The sequence below is a fragment of the Paenibacillus sp. FSL H7-0756 genome, from assembly GCF_038006765.1.
GTDB lineage: Bacteria > Bacillota > Bacilli > Paenibacillales > Paenibacillaceae > Paenibacillus_AQ.
The window spans coordinates 2,761,651-2,783,794 of record NZ_JBBOVT010000001.1; the positions used below are offsets into that span (position 1 = coordinate 2,761,651).

The 22,144-nt window shown below is 53.2% G+C and carries 22 protein-coding genes; 17 read left to right on the top strand and 5 right to left on the bottom strand.

The features are described 5' to 3' along the window. Positions 1–1,434 carry a MocR-like pyridoxine biosynthesis transcription factor PdxR gene (gene pdxR / locus NST04_RS12165; RefSeq protein WP_341184439.1) on the top strand — a complete coding sequence of 478 codons (1,434 nt, stop codon included), beginning with the start codon at positions 1–3 and terminating at the stop codon, positions 1,432–1,434. Positions 1,435–1,451: 17 nt separating this feature from the next. Here pdxR and NST04_RS12170 read toward each other — a convergent pair whose 3' ends face one another. Beyond that, a complete protein-coding gene (locus NST04_RS12170; RefSeq protein ID WP_341184440.1) occupies positions 1,452–3,323 on the bottom strand; it encodes a S8 family peptidase in 1,872 nt (623 codons plus the stop codon). Between the two features lie 284 nt (positions 3,324–3,607). Here NST04_RS12170 and NST04_RS12175 point away from each other — a divergent pair, with 284 nt between their 5' ends. The 6 genes from NST04_RS12175 (at position 3,608) to thiI (ending at position 8,327) form a co-directional block, all read left to right on the top strand. Continuing rightward, entirely contained in the window at positions 3,608–4,105 is a 498-nt protein-coding gene (locus tag NST04_RS12175) for a YpuI family protein (protein WP_036724316.1), read from the top strand. A gap of 151 nt (positions 4,106–4,256) precedes the next feature. Continuing rightward, positions 4,257–4,472 (top strand): DUF1540 domain-containing protein, encoded by a 216-nt coding sequence (locus NST04_RS12180; RefSeq protein ID WP_341184441.1) that lies wholly within the window; start codon positions 4,257–4,259, stop codon positions 4,470–4,472. A gap of 13 nt (positions 4,473–4,485) precedes the next feature. Then, positions 4,486–4,896: a hypothetical protein gene (locus NST04_RS12185; protein ID WP_341184442.1), complete on the top strand. Its 411-nt coding sequence runs from the start codon at positions 4,486–4,488 to the stop codon at positions 4,894–4,896. 155 nt (positions 4,897–5,051) lie between these two features. Beyond that, on the top strand, positions 5,052–5,762 hold the full coding sequence (locus NST04_RS12190; RefSeq protein ID WP_341184443.1) for a lytic transglycosylase domain-containing protein: 711 nt from the start codon (positions 5,052–5,054) through the stop codon (positions 5,760–5,762). Positions 5,763–5,876: 114 nt separating this feature from the next. After that, on the top strand, positions 5,877–7,028 hold the full coding sequence (locus NST04_RS12195; protein WP_341184444.1) for a cysteine desulfurase family protein: 1,152 nt from the start codon (positions 5,877–5,879) through the stop codon (positions 7,026–7,028). 57 nt (positions 7,029–7,085) lie between these two features. Then, entirely contained in the window at positions 7,086–8,327 is a 1,242-nt protein-coding gene (gene thiI, locus NST04_RS12200) for a tRNA uracil 4-sulfurtransferase ThiI (protein WP_341185228.1), read from the top strand. On the opposite strand, the gene NST04_RS12205 is transcribed toward thiI, so the two are convergent. Continuing rightward, a complete protein-coding gene (locus tag NST04_RS12205) occupies positions 8,309–8,998 on the bottom strand; it encodes a TerC family protein (RefSeq protein ID WP_341184445.1) in 690 nt (229 codons plus the stop codon). The two genes, thiI and NST04_RS12205, sit on opposite strands and share 19 nt — an antisense overlap. Positions 8,999–9,180: 182 nt before the next feature. Between NST04_RS12205 and NST04_RS12210 the strand changes: the two genes are divergently transcribed. From NST04_RS12210 to NST04_RS12235, 6 genes are all read left to right on the top strand, one after another. Then, a complete protein-coding gene (locus tag NST04_RS12210) occupies positions 9,181–9,840 on the top strand; it encodes a TerC family protein (RefSeq protein WP_341184446.1) in 660 nt (219 codons plus the stop codon). 161 nt (positions 9,841–10,001) lie between these two features. Next, positions 10,002–10,514, top strand: a complete 513-nt coding sequence (locus NST04_RS12215; protein ID WP_341184447.1) for a hypothetical protein — start codon at positions 10,002–10,004, stop codon at positions 10,512–10,514. Between the two features lie 254 nt (positions 10,515–10,768). Continuing rightward, positions 10,769–12,613 carry a translational GTPase TypA gene (gene typA, locus NST04_RS12220; protein ID WP_036724305.1) on the top strand — a complete coding sequence of 615 codons (1,845 nt, stop codon included), beginning with the start codon at positions 10,769–10,771 and terminating at the stop codon, positions 12,611–12,613. 150 nt (positions 12,614–12,763) lie between these two features. Further along, positions 12,764–13,060: a YlaH-like family protein gene (locus tag NST04_RS12225; RefSeq protein ID WP_340938881.1), complete on the top strand. Its 297-nt coding sequence runs from the start codon at positions 12,764–12,766 to the stop codon at positions 13,058–13,060. Between the two features lie 87 nt (positions 13,061–13,147). Beyond that, complete coding sequence (locus tag NST04_RS12230; RefSeq protein ID WP_341184448.1) at positions 13,148–14,251, top strand: LCP family protein; 1,104 nt, start codon at positions 13,148–13,150, stop codon at positions 14,249–14,251. A 100-nt stretch (positions 14,252–14,351) separates the two neighbouring features. Beyond that, positions 14,352–14,804 carry a pyridoxamine 5'-phosphate oxidase family protein gene (locus NST04_RS12235; protein WP_036690242.1) on the top strand — a complete coding sequence of 151 codons (453 nt, stop codon included), beginning with the start codon at positions 14,352–14,354 and terminating at the stop codon, positions 14,802–14,804. Between the two features lie 34 nt (positions 14,805–14,838). On the opposite strand, the gene NST04_RS12240 is transcribed toward NST04_RS12235, so the two are convergent. Then, positions 14,839–15,414: a YhcN/YlaJ family sporulation lipoprotein gene (locus tag NST04_RS12240; RefSeq protein ID WP_341184449.1), complete on the bottom strand. Its 576-nt coding sequence runs from the start codon at positions 15,412–15,414 to the stop codon at positions 14,839–14,841. Between the two features lie 106 nt (positions 15,415–15,520). Between NST04_RS12240 and NST04_RS12245 the strand changes: the two genes are divergently transcribed. Together NST04_RS12245 and NST04_RS12250 are read left to right on the top strand one after the other, a co-directional pair. Further along, positions 15,521–16,852: a PhoH family protein gene (locus NST04_RS12245; protein ID WP_340752285.1), complete on the top strand. Its 1,332-nt coding sequence runs from the start codon at positions 15,521–15,523 to the stop codon at positions 16,850–16,852. 405 nt (positions 16,853–17,257) lie between these two features. Beyond that, positions 17,258–18,490 (top strand): extracellular solute-binding protein, encoded by a 1,233-nt coding sequence (locus NST04_RS12250; protein WP_341184450.1) that lies wholly within the window; start codon positions 17,258–17,260, stop codon positions 18,488–18,490. Here the strand turns inward: NST04_RS12250 and NST04_RS12255 are convergent. Together NST04_RS12255 and NST04_RS12260 are read right to left on the bottom strand one after the other, a co-directional pair. Further along, positions 18,482–19,618: a coiled-coil domain-containing protein gene (locus tag NST04_RS12255; RefSeq protein ID WP_341184451.1), complete on the bottom strand. Its 1,137-nt coding sequence runs from the start codon at positions 19,616–19,618 to the stop codon at positions 18,482–18,484. The two genes, NST04_RS12250 and NST04_RS12255, sit on opposite strands and share 9 nt — an antisense overlap. Positions 19,619–19,791: 173 nt before the next feature. Further along, a complete protein-coding gene (locus NST04_RS12260; protein WP_340752288.1) occupies positions 19,792–20,028 on the bottom strand; it encodes a DUF2626 family protein in 237 nt (78 codons plus the stop codon). A gap of 346 nt (positions 20,029–20,374) precedes the next feature. On the opposite strand from NST04_RS12260, the gene NST04_RS12265 reads away from it, so the two are divergent. Further along, positions 20,375–21,022 carry an RsfA family transcriptional regulator gene (locus NST04_RS12265; protein WP_036690232.1) on the top strand — a complete coding sequence of 216 codons (648 nt, stop codon included), beginning with the start codon at positions 20,375–20,377 and terminating at the stop codon, positions 21,020–21,022. A gap of 139 nt (positions 21,023–21,161) precedes the next feature. After that, positions 21,162–22,142, top strand: a complete 981-nt coding sequence (locus NST04_RS12270; protein ID WP_341184452.1) for a ketopantoate reductase family protein — start codon at positions 21,162–21,164, stop codon at positions 22,140–22,142. Positions 22,143–22,144 lie beyond the last annotated feature (2 nt).

A 22,144-nucleotide genomic window follows, 5' to 3' on the forward strand; every position in this document is an offset into this window, starting at 1 on the left:
ATGCATATTGATTTACTCCGCAGCGGCGACAAACCGCTGCCCCGGCAGATCAGTGAGACGATCGCGCAGCGGATCACCTCGGGGCTGCTCCAGCCGGGTTCGCGGCTGCCGTCTGTCAGAGGGCTGTCCTCCTCCTTGAAGGTTAGCCAGGTAACGGTAAGCAAGGCTTACGCTGACCTGGAGCTGCGCGGACATATTCTGTGCAGGCAGGGCAAGGGCTGCTATGTGGCAGAACGGGACCGGAGCAGGCAAGACGCAGAAGCGGGGTGGCAGGACGGATATGATGACTATCTGCCACGGGCCCAGCTCTGGCGTAACTTCGATTATTCTGAGGTAGAATATCCCTTTCATCTGGCCTCCATTCACAGCAGTCTGCTCCCGCTTGGGCCGATTGGCACGACCATGGCTGCACTGGTGAAGGACCAGCCTGAGCTAATGGCCACTTATGGTAATTTTCAGGGAGACCCGGAGCTGCGCGAGGTGATGCGCAGGCACCTGCAGAGCCGCGGAATCCAGCTGGGCGCCGGTGATTTGATGATCACAAGCGGTGCGCAGCAGGGGATCGATCTGGTCGCCCGGACCTTTGTTGGGCCGGGGGATACGGTGTATCTGGAGGCGCCCAGCTATACGGGGGCGATTGATGTTTTTGCCGGGCGGGGGGCTGAGATGATCTTCGTTCCGATGGACGGGGACGGCATGCGGGTGGACCAGCTTACAGCGATGTGTGACCGGAGGCCGCCTAAGCTCATCTATACGAATCCGACCTTTCAGAATCCGAGCGGGGTCACCATGAGCATGCCAAGAAGACAGCGACTGCTGGAGCTTGCCCGCAGTTACCGCTGTCTCATTGTGGAGGATGATCCGTTCAGTGACCTGTACTTCCATCAGCCGCCCCCGGCGTCCATTAAATCGCTGGATACCGCCGGGCATGTAGTCTATATGAAGAGCTTCAGCAAAGTCCTCGCCCCCGGCTGCCGGATCGCCTGTGTTGCTGCTGAGGGCAATATTCTCTCCCGGCTGATCGCCGCCAAGTCAGCCAGTGATTTGGGCAGTCCGCTGCTGACCCAGCGGGCTGTACTGCCCTTCATCGGGCGCCAATATGACGAGTACGCAGCGAAGCTGCGGTCCGCGCTGCGTGTCCGCCAGGAGGCGGCGGCGAGGCTGCTGAAGCAGTATGCTCCGGCCGGGGTAACCTGGCAGCTGCCGGGGGGCGGGCTGAATCTGTGGCTGCAGCTGCCGGAATCCCCCGCGATTGAGGAGCTGCACGCTCTGGCCGAGCAGGAAGGGATCTCCTTCCTGCCGGGTGATGTCTGCTATGCCGGGGATACACCCTCCAGGCATATCCGCTTAAGCTATTCGCAGCTGACGCTGGAGGGGATGGAGCGCGGACTCCGCCAGTTCCTGCTGCTGCTGGAACGGCATCTGCGCTCTTAACAGCTAACGGCAGCAGCTTATTGTATAGAATCGAGCTGTTTGCCGACCTGCTGCGGGAACAGCTGGAGCGGAACCTGGCCTCCTCCTGCCGCCTGCAGGGTTCGGTAGATATCCACCTGGCCCCAGCCGTAATACTTATCATGGCCGGCGGTGCCCAGATCGATGGCATTAGAGGTCAAGAGTGCAGCCACTTCCTTGTTCGTCAGCGCAGGGTTCAAGGAGCGCACCAGTCCGGCCAGCGCCGCTACATGGGGACTGGCCATCGAGGTGCCGGATAACGCCGCATACTGATTATCGGGATAGGTGCTGGCAATGCTCTCTCCGGGTGCAGTTACATCGATGTAGTCCCCATAATTGGAGAAGGAAGCACGCTCTCCCGCCGCATTCGTTGCGGCGACTGCAATCACCTCTTCGTAGGCTGCGGGATATCCCGGCCGCTCTGTATTGTCATTGCCAGATGCGGAGACAATCACCACATCCCGGTCATAGGCGTACTTAATCGCATCATGCAGGAACTGCGAGTCGGCATAGTTGCCCAGGCTGAGATTAATCACCTTAGCCCCCTGATCTGCCGCCCAGATAATGCCTTCGGCCACCGAATAGGTGGTGCCCGCCCCGGAATTATCCAGCGCTTTTACCGGAAGGATCTTGTTATACCAGCTAATGCCGGCGACCCCTTCCTCATTATTGGTTAACGCTCCGATGATACCGGCCACATGGGTGCCATGTCCGACATCGTCGTCCGGCGTGCTGCCGCTGGTAATCGCATTGTAGCCCTTAAGCAGCTGCCCTTTCAGATCCGGGTGGTTCGCTTGAACACCGGTATCCACAACGGCGATTACGATCTCCTTGCTGCCCTTTGACAGATTCCAGCCCTGCGGGGTTTCAATCGCCGGCAGATTCCACTGGTAAGTTGAGAAGAGCAGGTCGTTAGGGGTAATCACATTAGCTCCCGTATTTTCACTTACCGTATCATTGGTTAAGTACATATAGTGAGGCTCTGCGTACAGCGGATGCCACTTTTTGGCGAAGTAAGTCTTGAGCTGGGAGTAACTCATCTGCTCCGACCGGAAAATATAAGCATACCCCAGCTTGCGCGGCTCCTTGCAGCGGATATCGGCGGCGATGGTCTGAAGCTGTGCCGCCGTGGGATGACCATTCGGGAAGCGGACAACAATCTCATTCTCATAGTAATGGCTGGCGTTCTCATTGTCATGTCCAGTCTTGACCGTAATGTCCTTCAAGGTATCGGCGTGGACGGATTCTATCCGGTACTTGCCTTCCTTCGGGTACGGAATGAGCCGCAGATTCTTGAGCTGATGCAGTGCAACGCGGTCCAGAATCTTCTGGTTAATCAGGGCGATGACAGCCAGTTGACCCTCCCGGTTACGCTGGGCTACGAAATAATACTTTTTGTCGCCGATGATGAACGAGGGGGATTCATAGGACTGGTGGCCTTTGATCGCAGCTTTGGCAGTGTTCAGATAATGAAGCAGCTGCTTATTCTCCTGGTCGGTTCCTTCCGGCAGAGAAGATTTGAAGGTGGTTGTCTTACGGGTGTTGAAATCAACCATCATCAGCATGGTAATATGCCCGTGTCCCTGCTGAAGGCTCGCGGCATATGCTGAGATAGCTTCAGGCGAAGCGTGATGCATATCGGCCAGCAGGGTGCTCAGATGTCTGTTTACATCGACGCGGTTCAGCTTGTCAGTGGCCGTTACATCCTGCACGAGGGTGGTTTTCTTGATTACTTTTTCCTCAGAGGGATTAGGCACAGACGCTTGCCGAAGGGTACCGCCGCTGCCTTCCGGCCGCAGGGCGAAGGTGAGCAGCAGTACGGTCAGCGCAGCAGTGACTATACCGGCGACGGTTAAATTTTTACGTGACATGATTTCCGCTCCTTCTTGGTTTCATATACCGGTTAGGGTTCGGAGCAAGAGCCTGTTTTATGCATCTTACGAAAAGGCTACCGCCGTCCTTGGTTTTATGTTAATATCAAAAAGAAAGCGCCTTCCGGGGCTTGCACTATTCTTTTCAGAAGCAGGATTTTTCTCCGGTATCCGTACGGTGGAGGCTTAAGAGATTTTGTGATACTATCAAGAGAGTACAGCTACAATGTCTAAGTGTCATTAACAACTACTAATGCAAGGAACAATAAGGGGGAGCAACCGCCATGTCAGCAGTAAGTGTGCAGAAGTTGTGTGAATCGACGAGAGAGAAGCTTAAATCCGTTATCGACAAAATGGAACTGTTCCTGAACGAGCATGCACTGCCGCAGCTTGTTACCGAAGAGGATGAAGAAACGCTGCATTTCTATCGGGGGTTCTTGTCCGATCTCCGGCATCTGCTGGTGTTCTCGGAAATGTCTTATGAGAAGCTTGGGCTTGCACTGCGCCGCGCTACCTTTGATGAACCTTTCGCGCAAAAAGCGCTATATAATGTATATCATCTCGGAGTTAATAACTTCTTCTATCCTAAGAATGAGAGTTATTCGGAGGATGGACGTTATGCCTATACCGGTCAGGATGCGATCCGTTTCCGCAAGAAGCCTGTCCGTCCGGCACGCGATATCATTATGGAGATCACCAAGGTCTATGAGGAACTGCGTGATGATCTGACTTATTATGAGAATGATTATTTGACGGAGAAGCGGATGCAGAATCAGGTGTAATCCATTGTCCGGTCTATAACCTTATTTTTGTAAAAGGCTGTCCCAACTGCCGATATGGCTGCTGGGGCGGTCTTTTTTGTTTTCAGGTGAGCAGCAGTCAGCCGCATAGCTGATTTCCCGAGCGGGCATAATACATGACGAGGTGATCATTATGACAAAACCGCTTGTGAAATGTAGTGTGAGCAACTGTCATTATTGGGGAGAACAGAACCTGTGCCGTGCCGAGGAAATTGTCATTGAGATCGATCAGCATGCAGGCAGCCGTTACATGGAGGAATACGCAGAGGAGCTGACGGCGGGTAATCATCATGATCATGCCGGAACCTCGTCCGCAACCTGTTGTCTGACGTTCAAGCCGAACGCTTGAGAAGGAGGCCCTTATGGATAATCCGAATGATGAACCCAAAGTGGACCGTTCCGCCCGCAGAAAGGTTATCCTGCGCCCGCGCAGCAGAGTCGATTACCCCCGCCGGGACAGAAGCCACAATGAGGAGTATGCCGCCGAGCTCAGTCCGCTCCCGTCGCAGCTTCAGAGCACTATGGAACGGAGCGGCGAAGCTGAGCGGACGACGGGCGGCGTAAGAGAGGGAGAGAACCGGAGCATTGGCTACATCGGCCTGGGCTTCGGTGTCGTGTCCTTATTCGTCTGGTCCATTATATTGGGGCCGATTGCCGCTGTTCTGGGGTATTATGCGTATGCCAGAGGACAAAAATCAGCCGGGGCCTGGTCGATGGGGCTGGGGATTGTATCCACTTTAAGCTATTTTGTCTTAATTCCTTTTGCCCGTTAGAGCCGGCTGAATCTGCACATCCGATTTCCAAAACAGGCTTTCAGACCTAACTATGCAGGTCTGAGGTCTGTTTTTTCGCTTAGGCATATAGTAATCGCTGTGAATAAATAGTAAAGTTCAAATATAAGACTTCGTGTGAAAGAGGGAATGAATGCATGTCAATCAATGCCGCTGCACCAAGCGGTCAGTTGAAATGGGTAGACTTAAGAAGCTCAAGCATGAAGCGTGAGGATACCAAAGCGAACCCCAGAGTGACCGGTTCCTCGGCGGCAGCGTTCACCGCGATGCTTCAGCAGGCGGCGGGGACCTCTCAAGCCACTGACAGCAGCAATAAAAGCACATATGTTGCTCTTGCAGGTAACTCTTCGGTGGAGAATCTGCTGTGGCAGCAGCTTGGGGAAGCAGCCGAGTCCAATAGCGGCATTTCCGGGGAAATAACGCAGACCGTGCCGACAGATTATGAACAGCTGATTCAGACTGCGAGCGCGAAATATGGCGTTCCGGTTGATCTGATCAAGGCGGTTATTGATACGGAATCCTCCTTCAATCCGAATGTTGTATCTTCTGCCGGTGCCAAAGGACTGATGCAGCTAATGGACGGAACGGCTAACGGACTGGGTGTCTCCGATCCCTTCGATCCTGCTCAGAGCATTGACGGCGGTGTCCGATACCTCTCGTACCAGCTTAAGCGGTATGACGGACAGGAGAAGATGGCGCTGGCCGCCTATAATGCCGGACCGGGCAGGGTGAACAAGCTTGGAGTCAGCAGCGATGCTGAGCTTATGGCGAACCTTTCAGAGCTTCCGAAGGAGACTCAGGCCTACATTGCCAAAATAGAACGCGCCCGCGCCCAATTCGCGGTATAATATAAGGATCAAACGGAATCTGCACCCTGCTTCTTTTGCGGGTCAGGCCGTTTGATCCTTTTTGCAACATATAAGCAGTTATGAATTCTAATCCACAAAGGAGAACGCCGATATATGCTGTATTGGGATTATGCCGCTGCTGCCCCTCCCTATGAGGAGGTAGTGCAGACGCTGGAGCAGGTGATGAGGAAGCACTTCGCCAACCCCTCTTCCCTGCACCGGGCGGGAGAAGAGGCGGACAAGCTGATCAAGCGTGCGCGCGAAGTATGCGCAGCTGCGCTTGATGTGCTGCCGCAGGAAATTATATTCACCTCGGGTGCTACCGAGAGCAACAATCTGGCGGTCAAAGGGGCTGCGCTGCAGTATCAGAGCAGAGGGCGGCATATTGTGACCACGGAGCTGGAGCACCCTTCGGTCTACGAGAGCTGTCTTCAGCTGCAAAAGCTGGGCTGGGAGGTTACCTTCGTAGCCCCTGACTCTCAGGGAGTAGTTGAACCCTCGCAGATTGCTGCTGCGGTCCGGCCGGATACCGTGCTGGTCAGTGTGATGCACGTGAATAATGAGATCGGCACGGTGCAGCCGCTGCGTGAGATCGGACAACAGGTCAAGGCGGTGAACCGCCGGACCCTGTTTCATGTAGATGGCGTGCAGGGCTACGGTAAGCTTGAGGTCGAACTGAAGGCCTGGCAGGCTGATCTGTACAGCCTGTCCGCACATAAATTACGCGGTCCGCGCGGGACGGGCATTCTTTATGTCAGAGAAGGAGTTACGCTGTTTCCCTTGTTGACTGGCGGGTCCCAGGAACAGGGCAAGCGCGCCGGAACAGAGAATGTGCCTAATATTGTAGCTTCAGCCAAGGCCATGCGGATGAGCGGGGAACAGCGGGAGGCCTTCAGCGCCCGGATTCGTCCGCTCAAGGCACAGCTGGAGAATTATATAGCAGGGATACCGGAGCTTGTGCTGAACAGCATGGAGGACGGGGCGCCGCATATTGTTCATTTCTCTTACCCCGGCATGAAAGGGGAGGTCTTGGCCCGCAGGCTGGAGGAGCTAGGGATGGCGGTCGCCACACGCTCCGCCTGTTCCTCGCGCCTGGCCGAGCCGAGCCGGATTCTGCTGTCGATGGGCAGGGATACCGCTGCTGCGCTTGGCGGCATACGGATCAGCCTGGGCGACAGCCACACGCAGCAGGATGTGATCCGGCTGGAGCAGTCGCTGCTGGCAGCCGTCCAATCCTTGAAGATTGCAGAAGGAGGCATGAAATAACCAATGACAACAACAGAGACAGGTAGCGGAGCACAGAAAGCCGGATACGGAAGCAGCATGGACTATGCGGATATGCTCCTGCTGCGCTTCGGGGAGTTCATTCTCAAAGGAAAGAACCGCAGCCGGTTCGAGAAGACCGTACTGCGGCATGTGAAGGAGATGGTGAAGCCGTATCCTAATGTGAAGCTGACCCGGGAGTTCGGACGGATCTATGTCGAATTGAACGGTGAACCCGCAGGAGAATTAACGGAGGCGCTCGTAAATGTATTCGGGATCGCTTCGATTAGCCCGGTGAAGGTCTCCCGGCCGGAATTCGAGGATATTCTTGCGGCCAGCAAGACCTTCCTCCATCTTATTGCTCCGGCGGCGGGAACCAGCTTCAAGGTTAGCGCGCGCCGGGTGTGGAAGGGCTTCCCCTACGGCTCTATAGAGATGAATAAGCTTATAGCTACACCGCTGCTGCAGGGATATCCGGGGCTGCTGGTAGATGTGAAGTCTCCCGATCTGGAGCTGAAGATTGAGATTCGTGAAGAGCATACTCTTATTTTCTGCGAGAATATTGCCGGAGTCGGCGGCTTCCCGCTGGGAACGAACGGCAAGGCTATGCTGCTGCTCTCCGGCGGGATCGACAGTCCGGTTGCGGGCTGGTCATCGATGCGCAGGGGGCTGGAGGTAGAGTGCGTTCACTTTTACAGCTATCCTTATACGAGCGAGCTTGCCCGCCAGAAGGTTGTAGATTTGGCGCGTATCTTGTCGCGTTATGCTGGTGTAATCAAGCTGCATCTGGTTCCGTTCACGGAGGTGCAGACCTCTTTTACCGGGATCGGGCAGGATAACCTGATTATTACACTCATGCGCCGGGCTATGCTGCGGATTGCTACCGCCCTTGCGGAGAAGGAGGGGGCACTTGCGCTGATAACCGGCGACAGTCTGGGCCAGGTGGCCAGCCAGACTCTGCCCAGCATGAATGTGATCGGGCGTGCAACGGCTCTTCCGCTGCTGCGTCCGCTGGTGATGATGGACAAGAGTGAGATCGTGGAGCTCTCGCAGACCATCGGTACGTATGACTTGTCCATCCTGCCATACGAGGATTGCTGTACACTGTTCGTGCCCAAATCGCCGACGACGAATCCGAATATGCGGATTGTAGACAAGATTGAAGCGACGCTGCCGGGCTATCAGGCGTTACTCGATACGGCGGTTGCCGGAACCGAGACCGTACTCATTACACCTTATGGCAACGAGAAGCCGGAGGACTTAGTACCGGCACAAGCAGGCCTTCAGGAAGAGTGGTTCTGAAGAGCGGAGTCCGTCCGGCGGCGCTTCCAGTGTCCCGCAGCCAGGATACCGGCAATTACTGCGGCGATGAACAGAATGTGCAGCAGCGGATGTGCCTTGAAATAAGGGGCAATGACCTTCTCGCCGGAAATCATGGTGGAGGCTGTGAAGCCGAGTACGCCTGACCCGAGATAGATAATCCATGGATACCGGTTGATTAACCGGATAAACAGGGTACTTCCCCAGACCACAATAGGCACGCTGATCAGCAATCCCAACACCACTAGCGTAATATTATGATTCGCTGCACCGGCAACAGCAATAACGTTGTCCAGTCCCATGGCTGCATCGGCTATCACAATCGTCCGGACAGCTGCCCACAGAGTTCCGCCGGCCTGAATATCCGTCTCTGCACTGCCGCCGGACAGCAGCTTATAAGCTATAAGGATTAGCAGCAGCCCGCCGATTGCCAGCAGCCATGGAATTTTAAGCAGCCACACCACAAGAATCGTCGCGATGATCCGTAGGATCACTGCACCGCCTGTACCAAGCAGAATCGCCTGCTTCTGCCGCTTTCCCTGCAGGTTCCGCGCGGCCAGGCCGATGACGATGGCATTATCGCCTGCCAGAATCAGATCGAGGAACACAATATTCAGCAGAGATAATATGAAATCCATAGCGGATGTATTCATCCCGGGTCACTCCTATAGGTTTGGTGGCTTGCAGTCCCTTACGGCCAGTCAGGCCGTAGACTATAGATATACGCGGCAATCCGGCCGTACATGCGCAGTTTCTAAAATAGCGGGACAAGAAGCATAGCTTGTCGCCCCCCGGCATACATGTAGTTACATGGAGTTCAGGGAGGCTGAAGTGGATGGATTCATTATTGCTGCTTGGTGAAATTCTAATGATTAATCTGGTGCTCAGCGGAGACAACGCCATGGTCATTGCGATGGCCAGCAAAAATCTGCCGGAGAAGCACAGAAAGCTGGCTGTCTGGTGGGGGGCAGCCGGAGCGGTCGCGCTGCGCTGTATCCTGACCTTCGCCGCAGTGCTGTTGCTCAAGATTCCCTATATTGAAGCCGGAGGGGCAATGCTGCTGCTATGGATATCCTTCAAGCTGCTGCTCGAAGACGAGGAAGAGCTGAGAATTGAGGGAAGCCCCAGCGTCTGGAAGTCGGTACGCACCATCCTGCTGGCGGACTTCATCATGAGCCTGGATAATGTACTGGCGATTGCCGGGCTTGCCAAAGGGGATCTGGCCCTCATCGTAATCGGGATTGCGATCAGCATTCCGATTGTCGTCTGGGGGAGCGGCATTATCGTGGGCTGGCTGCACCGCTTCCCGGTGCTGGTGTTCATCGGCGCCTATATTCTGGCGTATACCGCCGGGAACATGCTGCTGCAGGATGCCAAATTCGGCCCGGTGATTTCGTTCCTGTTGCCGTCGCTTCATGCTATGCTGCCGATGCTGCTGGGCATTATCGTGGTTGTTACGGGCATGCTGAAGCACAGGAAAGTATCCGCAGGCTGATAAGCGGCAATAATAAGGCTGTACCAAAAGCTGGAAGGCTTTGGTTCAGCCTTATTTCTTTTTTCCGGAGAATGCTCCGCCGCGATGTGTGAAGAATGATGGTGTTTTATGCGTTTATCAGATAAAATAAAGACACGAAATGTTGAAGGGATAGGTGAAAGATGTCTTCCAAAAATGACATGAAACTGGGTGTGTTCATCGCCGCCGCCGGCCTCGTGATCTTGCTGGGCAAGCTGGGGGTGTTCGGTTTTCTGGGACGGGCCTTATGGCCGCTCATCATTCTGGTTCCGGGCCTGTTCCTGCATGTGCTCTTTTTCACCCGCCGCGCTTCTGCATCTGTACTTATTCCAGCGGGCATACTATCGGTGTACGGCTTGCTCTTCGGCTTATGCAATACCTGGGGCTGGGACCTCATGAGACACTTATGGCCTGTTCTTCTGCTGGGGATCGCAGTGGGACTGTATGAATATTCGCTGTATGCCTCTGGCAGAACCGGCGGGTTAACTACAGCCGCTGTTATCCTTGGATTGCTTAGTGTAGTGCTGGTTATCTTCACCCTATTAGGTACCGGGGCGCTCTATCTGCTCGGCGCTGTGCTGGTTGCTGCGGGACTGTGGCTGATGCTGGGAAGAGGCAGACCGGGAAGCCGCAAGAAGTGGAACGGTGGCTGGTAAACAGATCGTCAGCACACACTGATAGGACAATTCAAGACCGCTGAGCCGGACTTAAGGCAAAATTAGAAAATTTAAGCGGACTTGGCAACGTTTTTTTTCAGAAAAAGACTTGCTTTTCATAGTACTTTCACTATAAAATTAAGGAATGTTGGAGCGTCGGCTTTCTGCCTGGCGCTTCTTTTGTGAGACTGCCGTGACATGCTAAGAATTTAAACAGTTTTAATTTGATAAATGAGAGGATTTGGATACAAATCATGCATTCAAGAAAAGATATCCGTAACATTGCGATCATTGCCCACGTTGACCATGGTAAAACAACGCTCGTCGATCAGCTTCTCCAGCAGTCCGGGATTTTCAGCGCACACGAGCACGTTCAAGAACGCGCCATGGACTCTAACGATATCGAACGGGAACGTGGAATTACAATCCTAGCTAAAAATACAGCAATTACTTATAAAGAGTTCCTGATTAACATCGTAGATACACCTGGACACGCTGACTTCGGCGGCGAAGTAGAACGGATCATGAAGATGGTTGACGGCGTACTGCTTGTTGTTGATGCTTATGAAGGCTGCATGCCGCAGACCAAGTTCGTACTCCGCAAGGCGCTGGAACAGCACCTGACCCCGATCGTAGTCGTGAACAAGATTGACCGTCCGGCTGCGCGTCCGAAGGAAGTTATTGATGAAGTGCTGGACTTGTTCATTGAGCTTGAAGCCAGTGACGACCAGCTTGAATTCCCTGTAGTCTATGCTTCTGCGCTTAACGGCACATCGAGCATGAACGCTGAGAAGCAGGATGAGACCATGCTTTCGCTTTATGAAACAATCGTTGAGCATATCCCGGCTCCAACCGAGAAGGTTGAAGAGCCACTGCAGTTCCTGGTAACACTGATGGACTACAACGAATACCTGGGCCGTATCGCTATTGGCCGCGTGAACCGCGGTGTAATCAAGCAAGGCCAATCCGTTACAGTCATCATGCGTGACGGCAAGAGCAAGACTGCCCGTATCGAGAAGCTGTTCGGCTTCCAGGGTCTGAAGCGTGTGGAGACAGAAGAAGCAGGCGCAGGCGACATCGTGGCTATTGCCGGTATCAAGGATATCAACATCGGTGAGACCATTGCTGATCCGCAGCATCCTGAAGCGCTGCCTGTTTTGAAGATTGACGAGCCTACCATGCAGATGACATTCCTCGTGAACAACAGCCCGTTCGCAGGTAAAGAAGGCAAGTGGGTTACTTCCCGTAAGCTTCGTGAGCGTCTGTTCAAAGAACTGGAAACGGATGTGAGCTTGCGTGTAGATGAAACTGACAGTCCTGATGCGTTTATCGTTTCTGGACGCGGTGAGCTTCACCTTGGTATCCTGATCGAGAATATGCGCCGTGAAGGTTATGAAATGCAAGTGTCTAAACCGCAAGTAATCATTAAAGACATCGATGGTGTCAGATCCGAGCCGCTTGAGCGCCTCATGATTGACATTCCGGAAGAAAGCATGGGTTCCGTTATGGAAAGTCTGGGCAGCCGCAAAGCCGAGATGGTCAACATGATTAACCACGGCACCGGCCAAGTCCGTCTGGAATTCCTGATTCCGGCACGCGGCCTGATCGGCTATAACACACACTTCCTGACGCTGACACGCGGCTACGGTGTAATGAACCATGCCTTCGATAGCTATGCTCCACTGGTTGGCGGCCAAGTTGGCGGACGTCATCAGGGTGTGCTTGTAGCAAGCGAAAGTGGAACAACAACTCAATACGGCATCGTTGGTGTTGAGGATCGTGGTATTCTCTTCCTGGATGCAGGTACTGAAATTTATGAAGGTATGATTGTAGGCGAGCATACTCGTGATAACGATATTATCGTCAACATTTGCAAAGAAAAAGCACTTACCAACATGCGTACCTCAGGTAAAGATGACACTGTGAAAATGAAGACTCCACGTACCTTCTCTTTGGAAGGCGCGCTTGAATACCTGAACGATGATGAATATTGTGAAATCACTCCTAAATCTGTACGTCTGCGCAAAAAGATCCTGAATAAGGGCGAGCGCGAGCGTGTAGAGAAGCAACGTAAGGCGGCGCAAGCCAGCCAAGCGTAAGATATTTCCATTCAAGCCGCCGGAATAATCCGGCGGTTTTTCTCATTTTACAGCGGGGATCTTTCAAATTGAAGGGATTAATAGCAGTATAAAACGGCTGCGGGTGATATAATGTAAGCGTAACTTATGATCCGGGAGGAGTGAGCGGCTATGCAAAGCTGGTTCGCTGAGCATCCAGTTATCGCTTATATTGTCATTTTTATCTTACTGACTTATGTGTATAACCAAGTATTTCGCGTCAATCAGAAGCTGCCGATCGGCAAAGAGATCGTACTGTATGTGATGATGGCGGCAGGCTCAGGTATGCTTCTTATCTTCCAGCATGACAAGCTGCCGATCATCCAGTGCCTGCTGGTAGCGGTCGGGCTGATGCTGCTTGTGCGGGTCCGCTATCTGGTGGAGGCCCGGCAGAAGCGGAAGGCTGCAGCGGCTGCAAAACGGCAGTAGACGCAACTTTTGATGACAGGGTTCGTCTAAGTTATTACGAAGTTATCTACTTCAATTCCAGTTGAATGAAAAGGAACTAAACGGATTATGAATAGAAGTAAGGGCAATCTGCCACCCAGAAGGAACGGCCAGCAAGGAAGCACCACCACTAACCGGCAGCAGCCGAGGTCTGCTGCTTCAGCTGCAACCGCAAAGAAAAAAGCGCGGAAACCGAAAAAGCGAGGATTCTTCGCCCGGCTGATGAGAGTGCTGTTCATCATTCTGCTAATTGCTGTTATAGCGGCATTAGGCTACGCAGGGTATTTATACTGGAAGGTGGACCACGGAGGATTCGGAGTGGACCAGCCGGTTGCCGCAGGGCAATCTGCCTCGGAGAAGCCGCTGACAATGCTGCTGCTCGGTACGGACAACCGCCCGAAGCACCCGTCCAATCTGACGGATGTGATCATGGTCGCGGCCTTGAATCCGGAGACCAAATCGGCTACGGTGGTCTCATTACCCCGCGATACATATGTCGAGCTTGGCGGATACAAGAAGACGAAGATTAATGCTTTCTACTCCCGCTTCAAGAGCAAGGAGAAGGAATCCGGCGTGCTTGCCAAGGATCAGATGAAGAAGATGATGGGTGAGTATCTCGGGGTTCCGGTTGATTACACGACGGTGCTGGATTTCCAGGGCTTCCGGGATATCGTAGATGAGTTCGGCGGCGTGGACGTTAATATCAGCGCCAATATGTGTTACACGGACAGTGTGGACGCCACCAATATTAATCTCAAAAAAGGCGAAGCCCAGCTAAACGGAGATAAAGCACTGGATTATGTGCGTTACCGCAAGTCCAACTGCAAGCCGGCGACGAAGCCTTCGGATGATTTTGAACGCAATAAGCGCCAGAACGAGGTACTGACTTCATTGATCTCCCAGATGCAGTCGCTGGGCGGTGTCCTCAAAATCGGCCGGGTGCTGGATGCGGTGGATAATAATCTGGAGAGCGATATCGAGAATGCGCAGATTAAGAGCCTGATTGCCACCTATTGGGATATTCCCAAGGAGAATGTCGAATATGTACCGGTAACCGGAACCTGGCGCAGTCCCTATGTATATATTAACGATAAGGAGCTGGACGCAGCCAAGAAAAGCCTCCAGGACCGGATATCCGGAGTGTCCGCTGCAGCGGTCTCAGGCCAGCCTTGAGCAGCGGGCAGGGTACAATCTGTAAATTGAATGCAAGTTTCGTCCTGTGCTATAATATAATAAATTGAATGTATTCTTGCCGCATAGGGGGCCTGTAACTATGTCTGAAGCCGTTGCTCAGCTCAATGAAACTTTGCTAGCTATGCTGCAATCGGAGACGTTTGTTCTTCTTAACACTGTGGATGCAGAATCCGGCGGACCTACGTCGACTGCGATCTCCTGGATCTATGCTGTGAGCCCTTCCATTGTCCGGCTGGCTGTGGACCACCGCTCCAGACTGGTAAACAACATGAAGGTTAACCCGAGAGTAACGATTACCGTGTTTGGCGAAGGGACGGTGCATGCCATTAACGGTCATGCCGCTGTTCGGCTGGACCCGTTGCCGGATGTTCCGTTTAAGATGTGCTGTTTTGATATTGAGATTGAAGCGGTCCGTAATGCGCTGTTCTATGGTGCGCACCTGGAATCTGCTCCGAAATATGCGAAGGTATACGATGCACGTGCGGCTGAGAAGCTGGACGGACAAGTGTTTGCCGCCATGCAAAAAGCCTAGTGTGCTATCACTAGGCTTTTTTTGAAATTTGGATCTACCGGGTATTGCCTTGCGGCTCAATATCCTCCGGTAGCTGCGGAATAATCCGGCCGATAATATCGGCCATCTCGGAGGCGAAGCCCGAGACCGGGTTGCCCTTAGAGATATGCTTGCCCATCTCGGCCAGCCTGCTGCTTAGATCCATGTCGGCAGTGACCAGAACTCTTACGCCCCTGGGATCCTTGCGGATCGCTTCGGCTACCGAATATTTCACGCTTCCGACCCGCGAACGGGTAAGGGCGCCGTCCACATCAATGCCGACCACGGCAAGGTTGTTCATGACGACACAGTGGACGCCTTCCACACCTGGCACTCTTCGCGCTAATTGTTCAAAATGATCCTTGAGTGCCACATCGCTGTCGTGCTTGCCTTCTGAAGCTTGTCCCGAATCCGGGGCGGGCTCTTGTACGGCTGTACCATCTTCCGACAATGACCGCAATCCGCGGTTCCCCTGGCTGTGCACCGCTTCAGCCGACTGTTTATCCTGAGGAGAGGGTGATGTCTCTTTATTAGCGATACCGCAGCTTGTCAGCAGCAGCAGTACCAGCAACAGACACATTGATTTTCTCATATGTGAGTACTCCTTTCAGCCTGAGAATTAGTGATTTACCTTATGTTGCCCTTGCTGAAAAGAGTTATGTATGATCAATCAAACCAGGCGCTGTGGAGGGGATAACATGAAAAAGATATTCGTACTGGACACTAACGTGCTGTTGCACGACCCCAATTCGATTTTTGCTTTCAAGGCGAATGAGGTGGTCATTCCTGCTGTAGTCCTGGAAGAAATCGACTCCAAGAAGCGTAATGCCGATGAAATCGGCCGTAACGCCCGCACCGTATCGCGTCTGTTAGACGGACTCCGGGAGCTGGGTCACCTGCATAGCGGGGTGGTACTGGACCATGGAGGCACGCTGAAGGTGGAGCTTAATCACCGCAGCTTCGTCAAGGTACAGGAGATGTTCGGCGAAGTCTCCAATGACAACCGGATATTGGCTGTAGCGCTCAATTATCTTCATGAGGAGAATGAGAAGGCTGACCCGAGTCCTGTGGTACTTGTAAGTAAAGATGTTCTCGTCCGCATCAAAGCGGATGTGCTTGGCATAACTCCGGAGGATTATCTGTCCGACCGCACCGGCGATTTGAATGAGCTGTATTCCGGCTGCCAGTCGCTGATGGCCCATCCTTCACTGATTGATGAATATTACAGTCACCGGTTCCTGTCCACGAAGCAGTTGTCGCTGTCCTATCCGCTGTATCCGCATGAATTCGTAATTCTGAAGGATGAGATCGGAAGCGGCAAATCCGCGCTGCTGAAGGTCAACAGTGATGCCTCCCGTCTGGAGCCGCTTTATCTGGGCAATGATGCGGTATGGGGTATCAGCGCCCGGAATGCGCAGCAGCGGATGGCACTTGAGCTTCTGCTGAATGATGATATTCCGCTGGTGACCATTACCGGCAAGGCGGGCACAGGCAAGACGCTGCTGGCGTTAGCCGCCGGATTGTTCAAGGTAGAGGATGAACACAAATACAAGAAGCTGCTGATTGCCCGCCCGGTGGTACCGATGGGTAAGGATATCGGCTATCTGCCGGGAGAGAAGGATGAGAAGCTCCGTCCATGGATGCAGCCGATTTATGATAACCTCGAATTCCTGTTCGACACCAAGAAGGCAGGGGATATCGATAAAATATTGATGGGTCTGGGAAGTATCCAAGTAGAGGCGCTGACCTATATCCGCGGCCGCTCCATCCCGTCGCAGTTCATTATCATTGATGAGGCGCAGAACCTGTCCCGCCACGAAGTGAAGACCATTGTCTCCCGGGCCGGCGAGGGCAGTAAGGTGATCCTGATGGGGGATCCCGAGCAGATTGACCACCCTTATCTGGATGCGGCGAGCAACGGGCTCAGCTATATCGTGGAGAAGTTCAAGCAGCAGGGCATTAGCGGACATATCACGCTGGAAAAGGGCGAGCGTTCGCATCTGGCCCAGCTGGCCGCCGATCTGCTGTAACCCGCACCAACAACAAACTTTATTCCAGCCGGGAGATCACCACTCCCGGTTTTTTCCTGCCCGCCCCCCGGAAGCGGCGGGAGGGGATTTGGCTGGGATTAGCTGGAGCAACATGGCGATAGCACCGGAGGGGAATTTTGGAGCTGTAGGAGCGGTAGCGTCCGCCTTTGTCTGCGGATTTCTACCGCGAGCAGCGGTTTAATTAAGAGAAATCTGCAGACAACAGCGGCCGGAAGGCCAAATATTCACCGCAGGTGCGACTACCGCCCAAATTGCGGCTGTGCTTCTCAGACACTCCCATCCCACCGTTTCCTTCTATATAAAGAGAACGGTTTCACAACCCAAGACAAGCGCCAGCATCTCTGCTAAAATGAGGAATAAGAAACGCTGAAGGAGAGAGCGCATGTGCTGAAACGCAAAAATTACTGGCTGCTGTTTGCAGTTCTGCTGCTGGCCCTGACAAGCCTGTCACCCAGCATGGAGCTGAATACGGATCATGGTAGCTATCCGCCCAGACAGCCGCTGGACCAATCAGAGCGTCCTCCTTCAGGGGAAGCAGGCAAAGCCGAGAGTCTACAGATCCGCGTCTCGCTCAGTACGGAGGAATTCAGCGTGCTTGAGCAGATTAGCAAAGAGTACACTATATCCAGCGGAGTCAGCGTGATCCTTAAGAATGTAGAGGCGGAAGACGGGGGAGCACAGGTACGTGAAGAACTAACCATTGGGACAAGCCCGGATATCGTGATGCTGGACGGTCACAGTATTTATGATCTGGCTACCCGGGGCTATCTGCTGCCTGTAGATATCTACCAGAGTGTTCCCGGGAGCACGCCGCTTCCGATGCTTATTCCGCAGATGCAGTGGAACGGATATAACTGGGGAGTACCGCTGGATATCGATCCCTATGTCCTCGTGTATTCGCCGGAGCGGCTCGCCGGAATGGGTGTTGCGGAGGTGCCCGGAAGCCTGGAACAGTGGAATGAGCTGCTGGTCCGGTTGAAAGAGGATCCGGATAAGAAGCGTTATCTGCTGGCAATGGATCCGCGGAATCCTTACGGGTATGCCGCTGTGCTGCATAGTATGGGCAGCAGCTTGCGCTCCGCCAGCCTTGAGCAGGCCCAGTGGACAGAAGCGGCGCGTAGCTATATGTATCTGACCAGCCAGTTCAATAAGGAAATCTGGGAACTGCTGCAGGATGGGAAGCTTGCGGTGGCGGCTGTGCCGCTATCGGAGTGGAAGAAGCACGGAAATTCTACACTTGCGGTGCAGATGCCGAAGAAGCAGGAGGATATACCAAGCTATGAGGTTATTCAGAGCCGCTTTTTTGCCCTTCCGGCACAATCCGGCAGTCCGGAAGCAGCGGTCCAATGGCTCGCCTACGTCACATCAAGCACGGCCCAAATGGAATGGCTGGAGAACACGGACCGTCTGCCGGCACTGGATGAGCTATACCGCTCCCCTCAGCCCGAGATTGGGAAGCTGCCGATGGAAGCCGGATGGTTTCTTGCAGAGGATAACACCCCCGGTCCCGGCTCTGAGGCAGAGTGGAGCCGGAAGGCGGAGGCAGTGCTTGGTTTGTTAACCGGTAAGCTAAATGCGGCCGCTTTTGAAGCAGTAGTGAAGCCACCTTTAGAATGAGAGGGACAGCTTCACATGCAGGATGCCGTCCGAGCTTGCGACCTCGGTGGCCTGCAGGAAGGAGACGATTTTGGACGGATAGAAGCCGAGATCGAATTCTTCCTCCAGAGCCTGGCGGGTGGTATCCGGCAGCTCCAGACCATTGAATACCACATGATCAACATGGAACATTAAGCCGTTGACAGGCTCCTGCTGTATGGTATAGCGGCCGGTCAGCGACAGCGACAAGCCCCCGCTTTTACCCGTTGCCGAGACTGAATTATCCTTGAACGCAAACCGGAAATCCTGGAACAGCGGATTCTGGGTAACCAGGAACTCATTCAGATCCGTTTCAGACAGGGCGAGATTATAGGTCATCCCCTTGCGCACCAGCACGCCTTCCCGGCTCTGGACGAACTCCGGCAGCTGCTTCATGGCAGAAGCCAGCGCTTTGAAATACTTCCGCACCTCATGCAGGCCGATATTCTCCCAATATGTACTGAACTCCTCCAGCAGCCGCTGCATACTTTCAGGATCTGTACTGGCCTGAATCCCGCCTGCAATCTCCTTATCTAAGGCAAGCACACGTTTCTGTTGCTCTTCGAGCGCCGTCTTGAGCTCTGCCAGCTCCTGACTGCTGCGCCGTGCGGCCGTCAGTGTACTTTTCAAATCCTTATATTGTGTCTCATATTCCGTGAGTGTCTTCCGGTCCTGCCCCATAATAATCTCATAATAATCGACTAGAGCGATTAGCCTGCTGATACTTTTGGCGGAGAGAAAGGCTGTAAGAAGCCCATCCCGTTCCCCCATATAATAGGCCCGCACAACAGCACCCGCCCTTTCCTGCTGATCCGCGATATTACTCTGCTTGGCGGCTGCCTGGTCTTCCAGCTCAGCGGCTTTGCGCTCCAGCGTCTGTTGTTCTGCGGTAATCCGGGCAATCTCACGTTCAATCTCTGCGGAGGACAGCGTCTGCTCCAGCAGCTTGCGGGTCTCTTCATCATCCGGCATAGAGGGCGGCGGAGCGCTGACTCCTGAAGCGGAGCCGGAACCGGCGGAAAGATACACCGGAGAAGCCGGCGGCATAGCGATGCAGGTGAGGATCAATATTGCTGCGAATAACCGGCGAACAGGTTTACGGGATAACACTTGCACCACCACCTTGAACAGAGTTAGACAGGTATGTACTATTAATATGTTTCAGCCTGTTAAAATATCATACCCTGTTTTGCGTCTCCCCGAACTACAATTTTGCAAACAAAAAGAACGGAAATGCTCCCTGAAGGCAAGAAGCCATATCCGTTCACTCCTATATATATGCGTTATAGCGGCAATCCCATCTCAAATATCGTCCAATAGCTGAAGCCTGTAAACGTCAGGATCATATACCCCCAAAAGAGCAGGATGTAGGTCTTTTCCGTAAATTTCATATAGCCCAGAATCACAAAAAAAGCGGTTTGCAAAAAGAATAGCAGGGCCATTTCCGTCAGATTACCGGCAAAAGCCATAAGTCCGATGGTGAGTGTAAAAAATCCTAAAACGCGAAACATGCGGTCCAAGAGAGGGTCCCCCTTCCAGTATGAATCCGGCTAACAGCTGCTTACCCTTTATTATAACGGCTGTCTAAAACACTGTAAACGAATTCATTGAAAAAAATTCAAAATTTCATAAAATATATGATTTTTATTATTGACACATGCCTTCTGGACGGAAAAGAGGAATTTATAACAAAGGTAGTATGAGGTGCAGACAAATTGGCAATACAAATTAGTATCAAATAGATTCTATGAACTCTAATAGAGGCATAGAAATGGAGTAAGCAGCTTTTATCCCTATTCACTACCCGGCGGAGCTGCCGGTTCTGAAGATGGTTATTTCATGATGTTGTTAGGAGGGTTAGGCTTTATGACAGCCGTTAGACAGGATGCTTGGAGTGCAGAAGATGATCTGATATTGGCAGAAATAACGCTGCGTCATATCCGCGAGGGCAGCACACAGCTTGCTGCTTTTGAAGAGGTGGGTGAAAAAATCGGCAGAACTTCGGCGGCCTGCGGTTTCCGCTGGAACAGCTGCGTGCGCAAAAGCTACGAGGACGCTATCGGGATTGCCAAAGGACAGCGGCAGAAACGGAGCTATCTGAAGAAACAGCCTGCCTCGCGCGGGGCTCAGGTTGCCGGACTGATTCTCGGTGACATTGAGGAAGACTACAGCCGCAGCGAAGGATTAAGCGAGAATAGCTTGTCCATCGATGCCGTCATCCGCTTCCTGCGGCAGTGGAAGGGGACATTCCAGGAGGCCGGCAGACAGCTTAAGATGCTAGAGCGCGATCTGCGGGAGAAGGAAGAGGAGCTCTCTGAACTGAGAGTAGAGAATGAACGTCTATCCAGAGAAGTGAATCTTGCCCAGAGCGATTACCGTGTGGTTAATGATGATTACAAGGCGCTGATCCAGATTATGGACCGTGCCCGCAGGCTGGCTTTTCTTAACGAAGAGGATGAAGAGAAGACCCGCTTCAAAATGGATGCGAACGGAAACCTGGAACGGATTGAATAGAAGATTTAGAGAGCAAGCCCTGCGTCCGAGTGCGTTACAGCAACGGATTAGCAGGGTTTTTTGTTTTGCTTTTGCAGAGACAGGCAGGATATAATTAGGAAAATTATTGGAGCAAGGCATGGCAGGGGGCAGGATTAGCATGAGGATAGATGTGATAGGTGCGGGGTCACTGGGGCTGCTGCTTGCAGGACGGCTGATCGCCAGTGGGGTTGAAGTACGGATATGGTGCAGGGGGGAGGAGCAGAGCAAGGCGCTATCCGAACGGGGTCTTACTATTAGCTATGAAGATGGCAGGGAAGCAACACGGCTTCCAGGCGGGAGCTTCTCAGCGGCACCAGTAGAAGGATATACCCAGTGTCAGCTGGATGAACCCGGGGAGGTTACACTGTTAACGGTCAAGCAGAAGGTGCTTCATGAGGCTCTGCCTGAGATTCTCCGGCCGCTAAGCGGCAGGAAGCTTGTAGTCATAGGGTTTCAGAACGGCTGCGGACATCTGGAGCTGCTTAGGGGGCTGCTGCCGGGGTCATCCATCTGGGCGGCTGTAACAACAGAGGCGGCCAAGAGGAAAACATTAACAGAGATTATTCATACGGGTAAAGGGGAAATATGTATAGGGAAGAGCAGCTCTCCTATAAATATTCATGAAACTGATCTGCAGGCATCTAAGCCTGAGGCCATAATTAGTTTCATAGAAGCTCTTGCCTCAGCAGGATTTCACGCTTCTCTGTCGAAAGAAGTGGATACCATCATTTACCGGAAGCTTCTGATCAATGCTGTCATTAATCCTCTAACCGCCATTTGGCGGGTCCGGAACGGCGAATTGCTGGCCTCTGCTGCACGTATACAGCTTATGAAGGAACTGTATATAGAGGCAACCGGGATATTAGAGGCCTGCGGGATTTTCCCTGAGCACGATGCCTGGGACGCCATTCTTGAAGTGTGCCGCGCGACTTCGGGCAATACATCATCGATGTTGGCTGATGTGCTTGCTGCAAGGGAGACGGAAATCCGCTGGATTAATGGAAGCATTGTGAATATGGGGCTGCGGCAGGGCATTCAGGCTCCGCTGCACCGCTGGATTTGCGGACTGGTAGAAGGCATGACTGTGAGGGAGGGGTGAGG

Bases quoted from the DNA above. Each gene is read 5' to 3' on its own strand.
- NST04_RS12245 (WP_340752285.1), top strand. From the start codon at position 15,521: ATGAAAAAGATATTCGTACTGGACACTAACGTGCTGTTGCACGACCCC.
- NST04_RS12210 (WP_341184446.1), top strand. From the start codon at position 9,181: ATGGATTCATTATTGCTGCTTGGTGAAATTCTAATGATTAATCTGGTG.
- typA (WP_036724305.1), top strand. From the start codon at position 10,769: ATGCATTCAAGAAAAGATATCCGTAACATTGCGATCATTGCCCACGTT.
- NST04_RS12215 (WP_341184447.1), top strand. From the start codon at position 10,002: ATGTCTTCCAAAAATGACATGAAACTGGGTGTGTTCATCGCCGCCGCC.
- NST04_RS12180 (WP_341184441.1), top strand. From the start codon at position 4,257: ATGACAAAACCGCTTGTGAAATGTAGTGTGAGCAACTGTCATTATTGG.
- NST04_RS12205 (WP_341184445.1), bottom strand. From the start codon at position 8,998: ATGAATACATCCGCTATGGATTTCATATTATCTCTGCTGAATATTGTG.
- NST04_RS12235 (WP_036690242.1), top strand. From the start codon at position 14,352: ATGTCTGAAGCCGTTGCTCAGCTCAATGAAACTTTGCTAGCTATGCTG.
- NST04_RS12240 (WP_341184449.1), bottom strand. From the start codon at position 15,414: ATGAGAAAATCAATGTGTCTGTTGCTGGTACTGCTGCTGCTGACAAGC.
- NST04_RS12170 (WP_341184440.1), bottom strand. From the start codon at position 3,323: ATGTCACGTAAAAATTTAACCGTCGCCGGTATAGTCACTGCTGCGCTG.
- NST04_RS12230 (WP_341184448.1), top strand. From the start codon at position 13,148: ATGAATAGAAGTAAGGGCAATCTGCCACCCAGAAGGAACGGCCAGCAA.
- pdxR (WP_341184439.1), top strand. From the start codon at position 1: ATGCATATTGATTTACTCCGCAGCGGCGACAAACCGCTGCCCCGGCAG.
- NST04_RS12225 (WP_340938881.1), top strand. From the start codon at position 12,764: ATGCAAAGCTGGTTCGCTGAGCATCCAGTTATCGCTTATATTGTCATT.
- thiI (WP_341185228.1), top strand. From the start codon at position 7,086: ATGGACTATGCGGATATGCTCCTGCTGCGCTTCGGGGAGTTCATTCTC.
- NST04_RS12175 (WP_036724316.1), top strand. From the start codon at position 3,608: ATGTCAGCAGTAAGTGTGCAGAAGTTGTGTGAATCGACGAGAGAGAAG.
- NST04_RS12270 (WP_341184452.1), top strand. From the start codon at position 21,162: ATGAGGATAGATGTGATAGGTGCGGGGTCACTGGGGCTGCTGCTTGCA.
- NST04_RS12190 (WP_341184443.1), top strand. From the start codon at position 5,052: ATGTCAATCAATGCCGCTGCACCAAGCGGTCAGTTGAAATGGGTAGAC.
- NST04_RS12185 (WP_341184442.1), top strand. From the start codon at position 4,486: ATGGATAATCCGAATGATGAACCCAAAGTGGACCGTTCCGCCCGCAGA.
- NST04_RS12195 (WP_341184444.1), top strand. From the start codon at position 5,877: ATGCTGTATTGGGATTATGCCGCTGCTGCCCCTCCCTATGAGGAGGTA.
- NST04_RS12265 (WP_036690232.1), top strand. From the start codon at position 20,375: ATGACAGCCGTTAGACAGGATGCTTGGAGTGCAGAAGATGATCTGATA.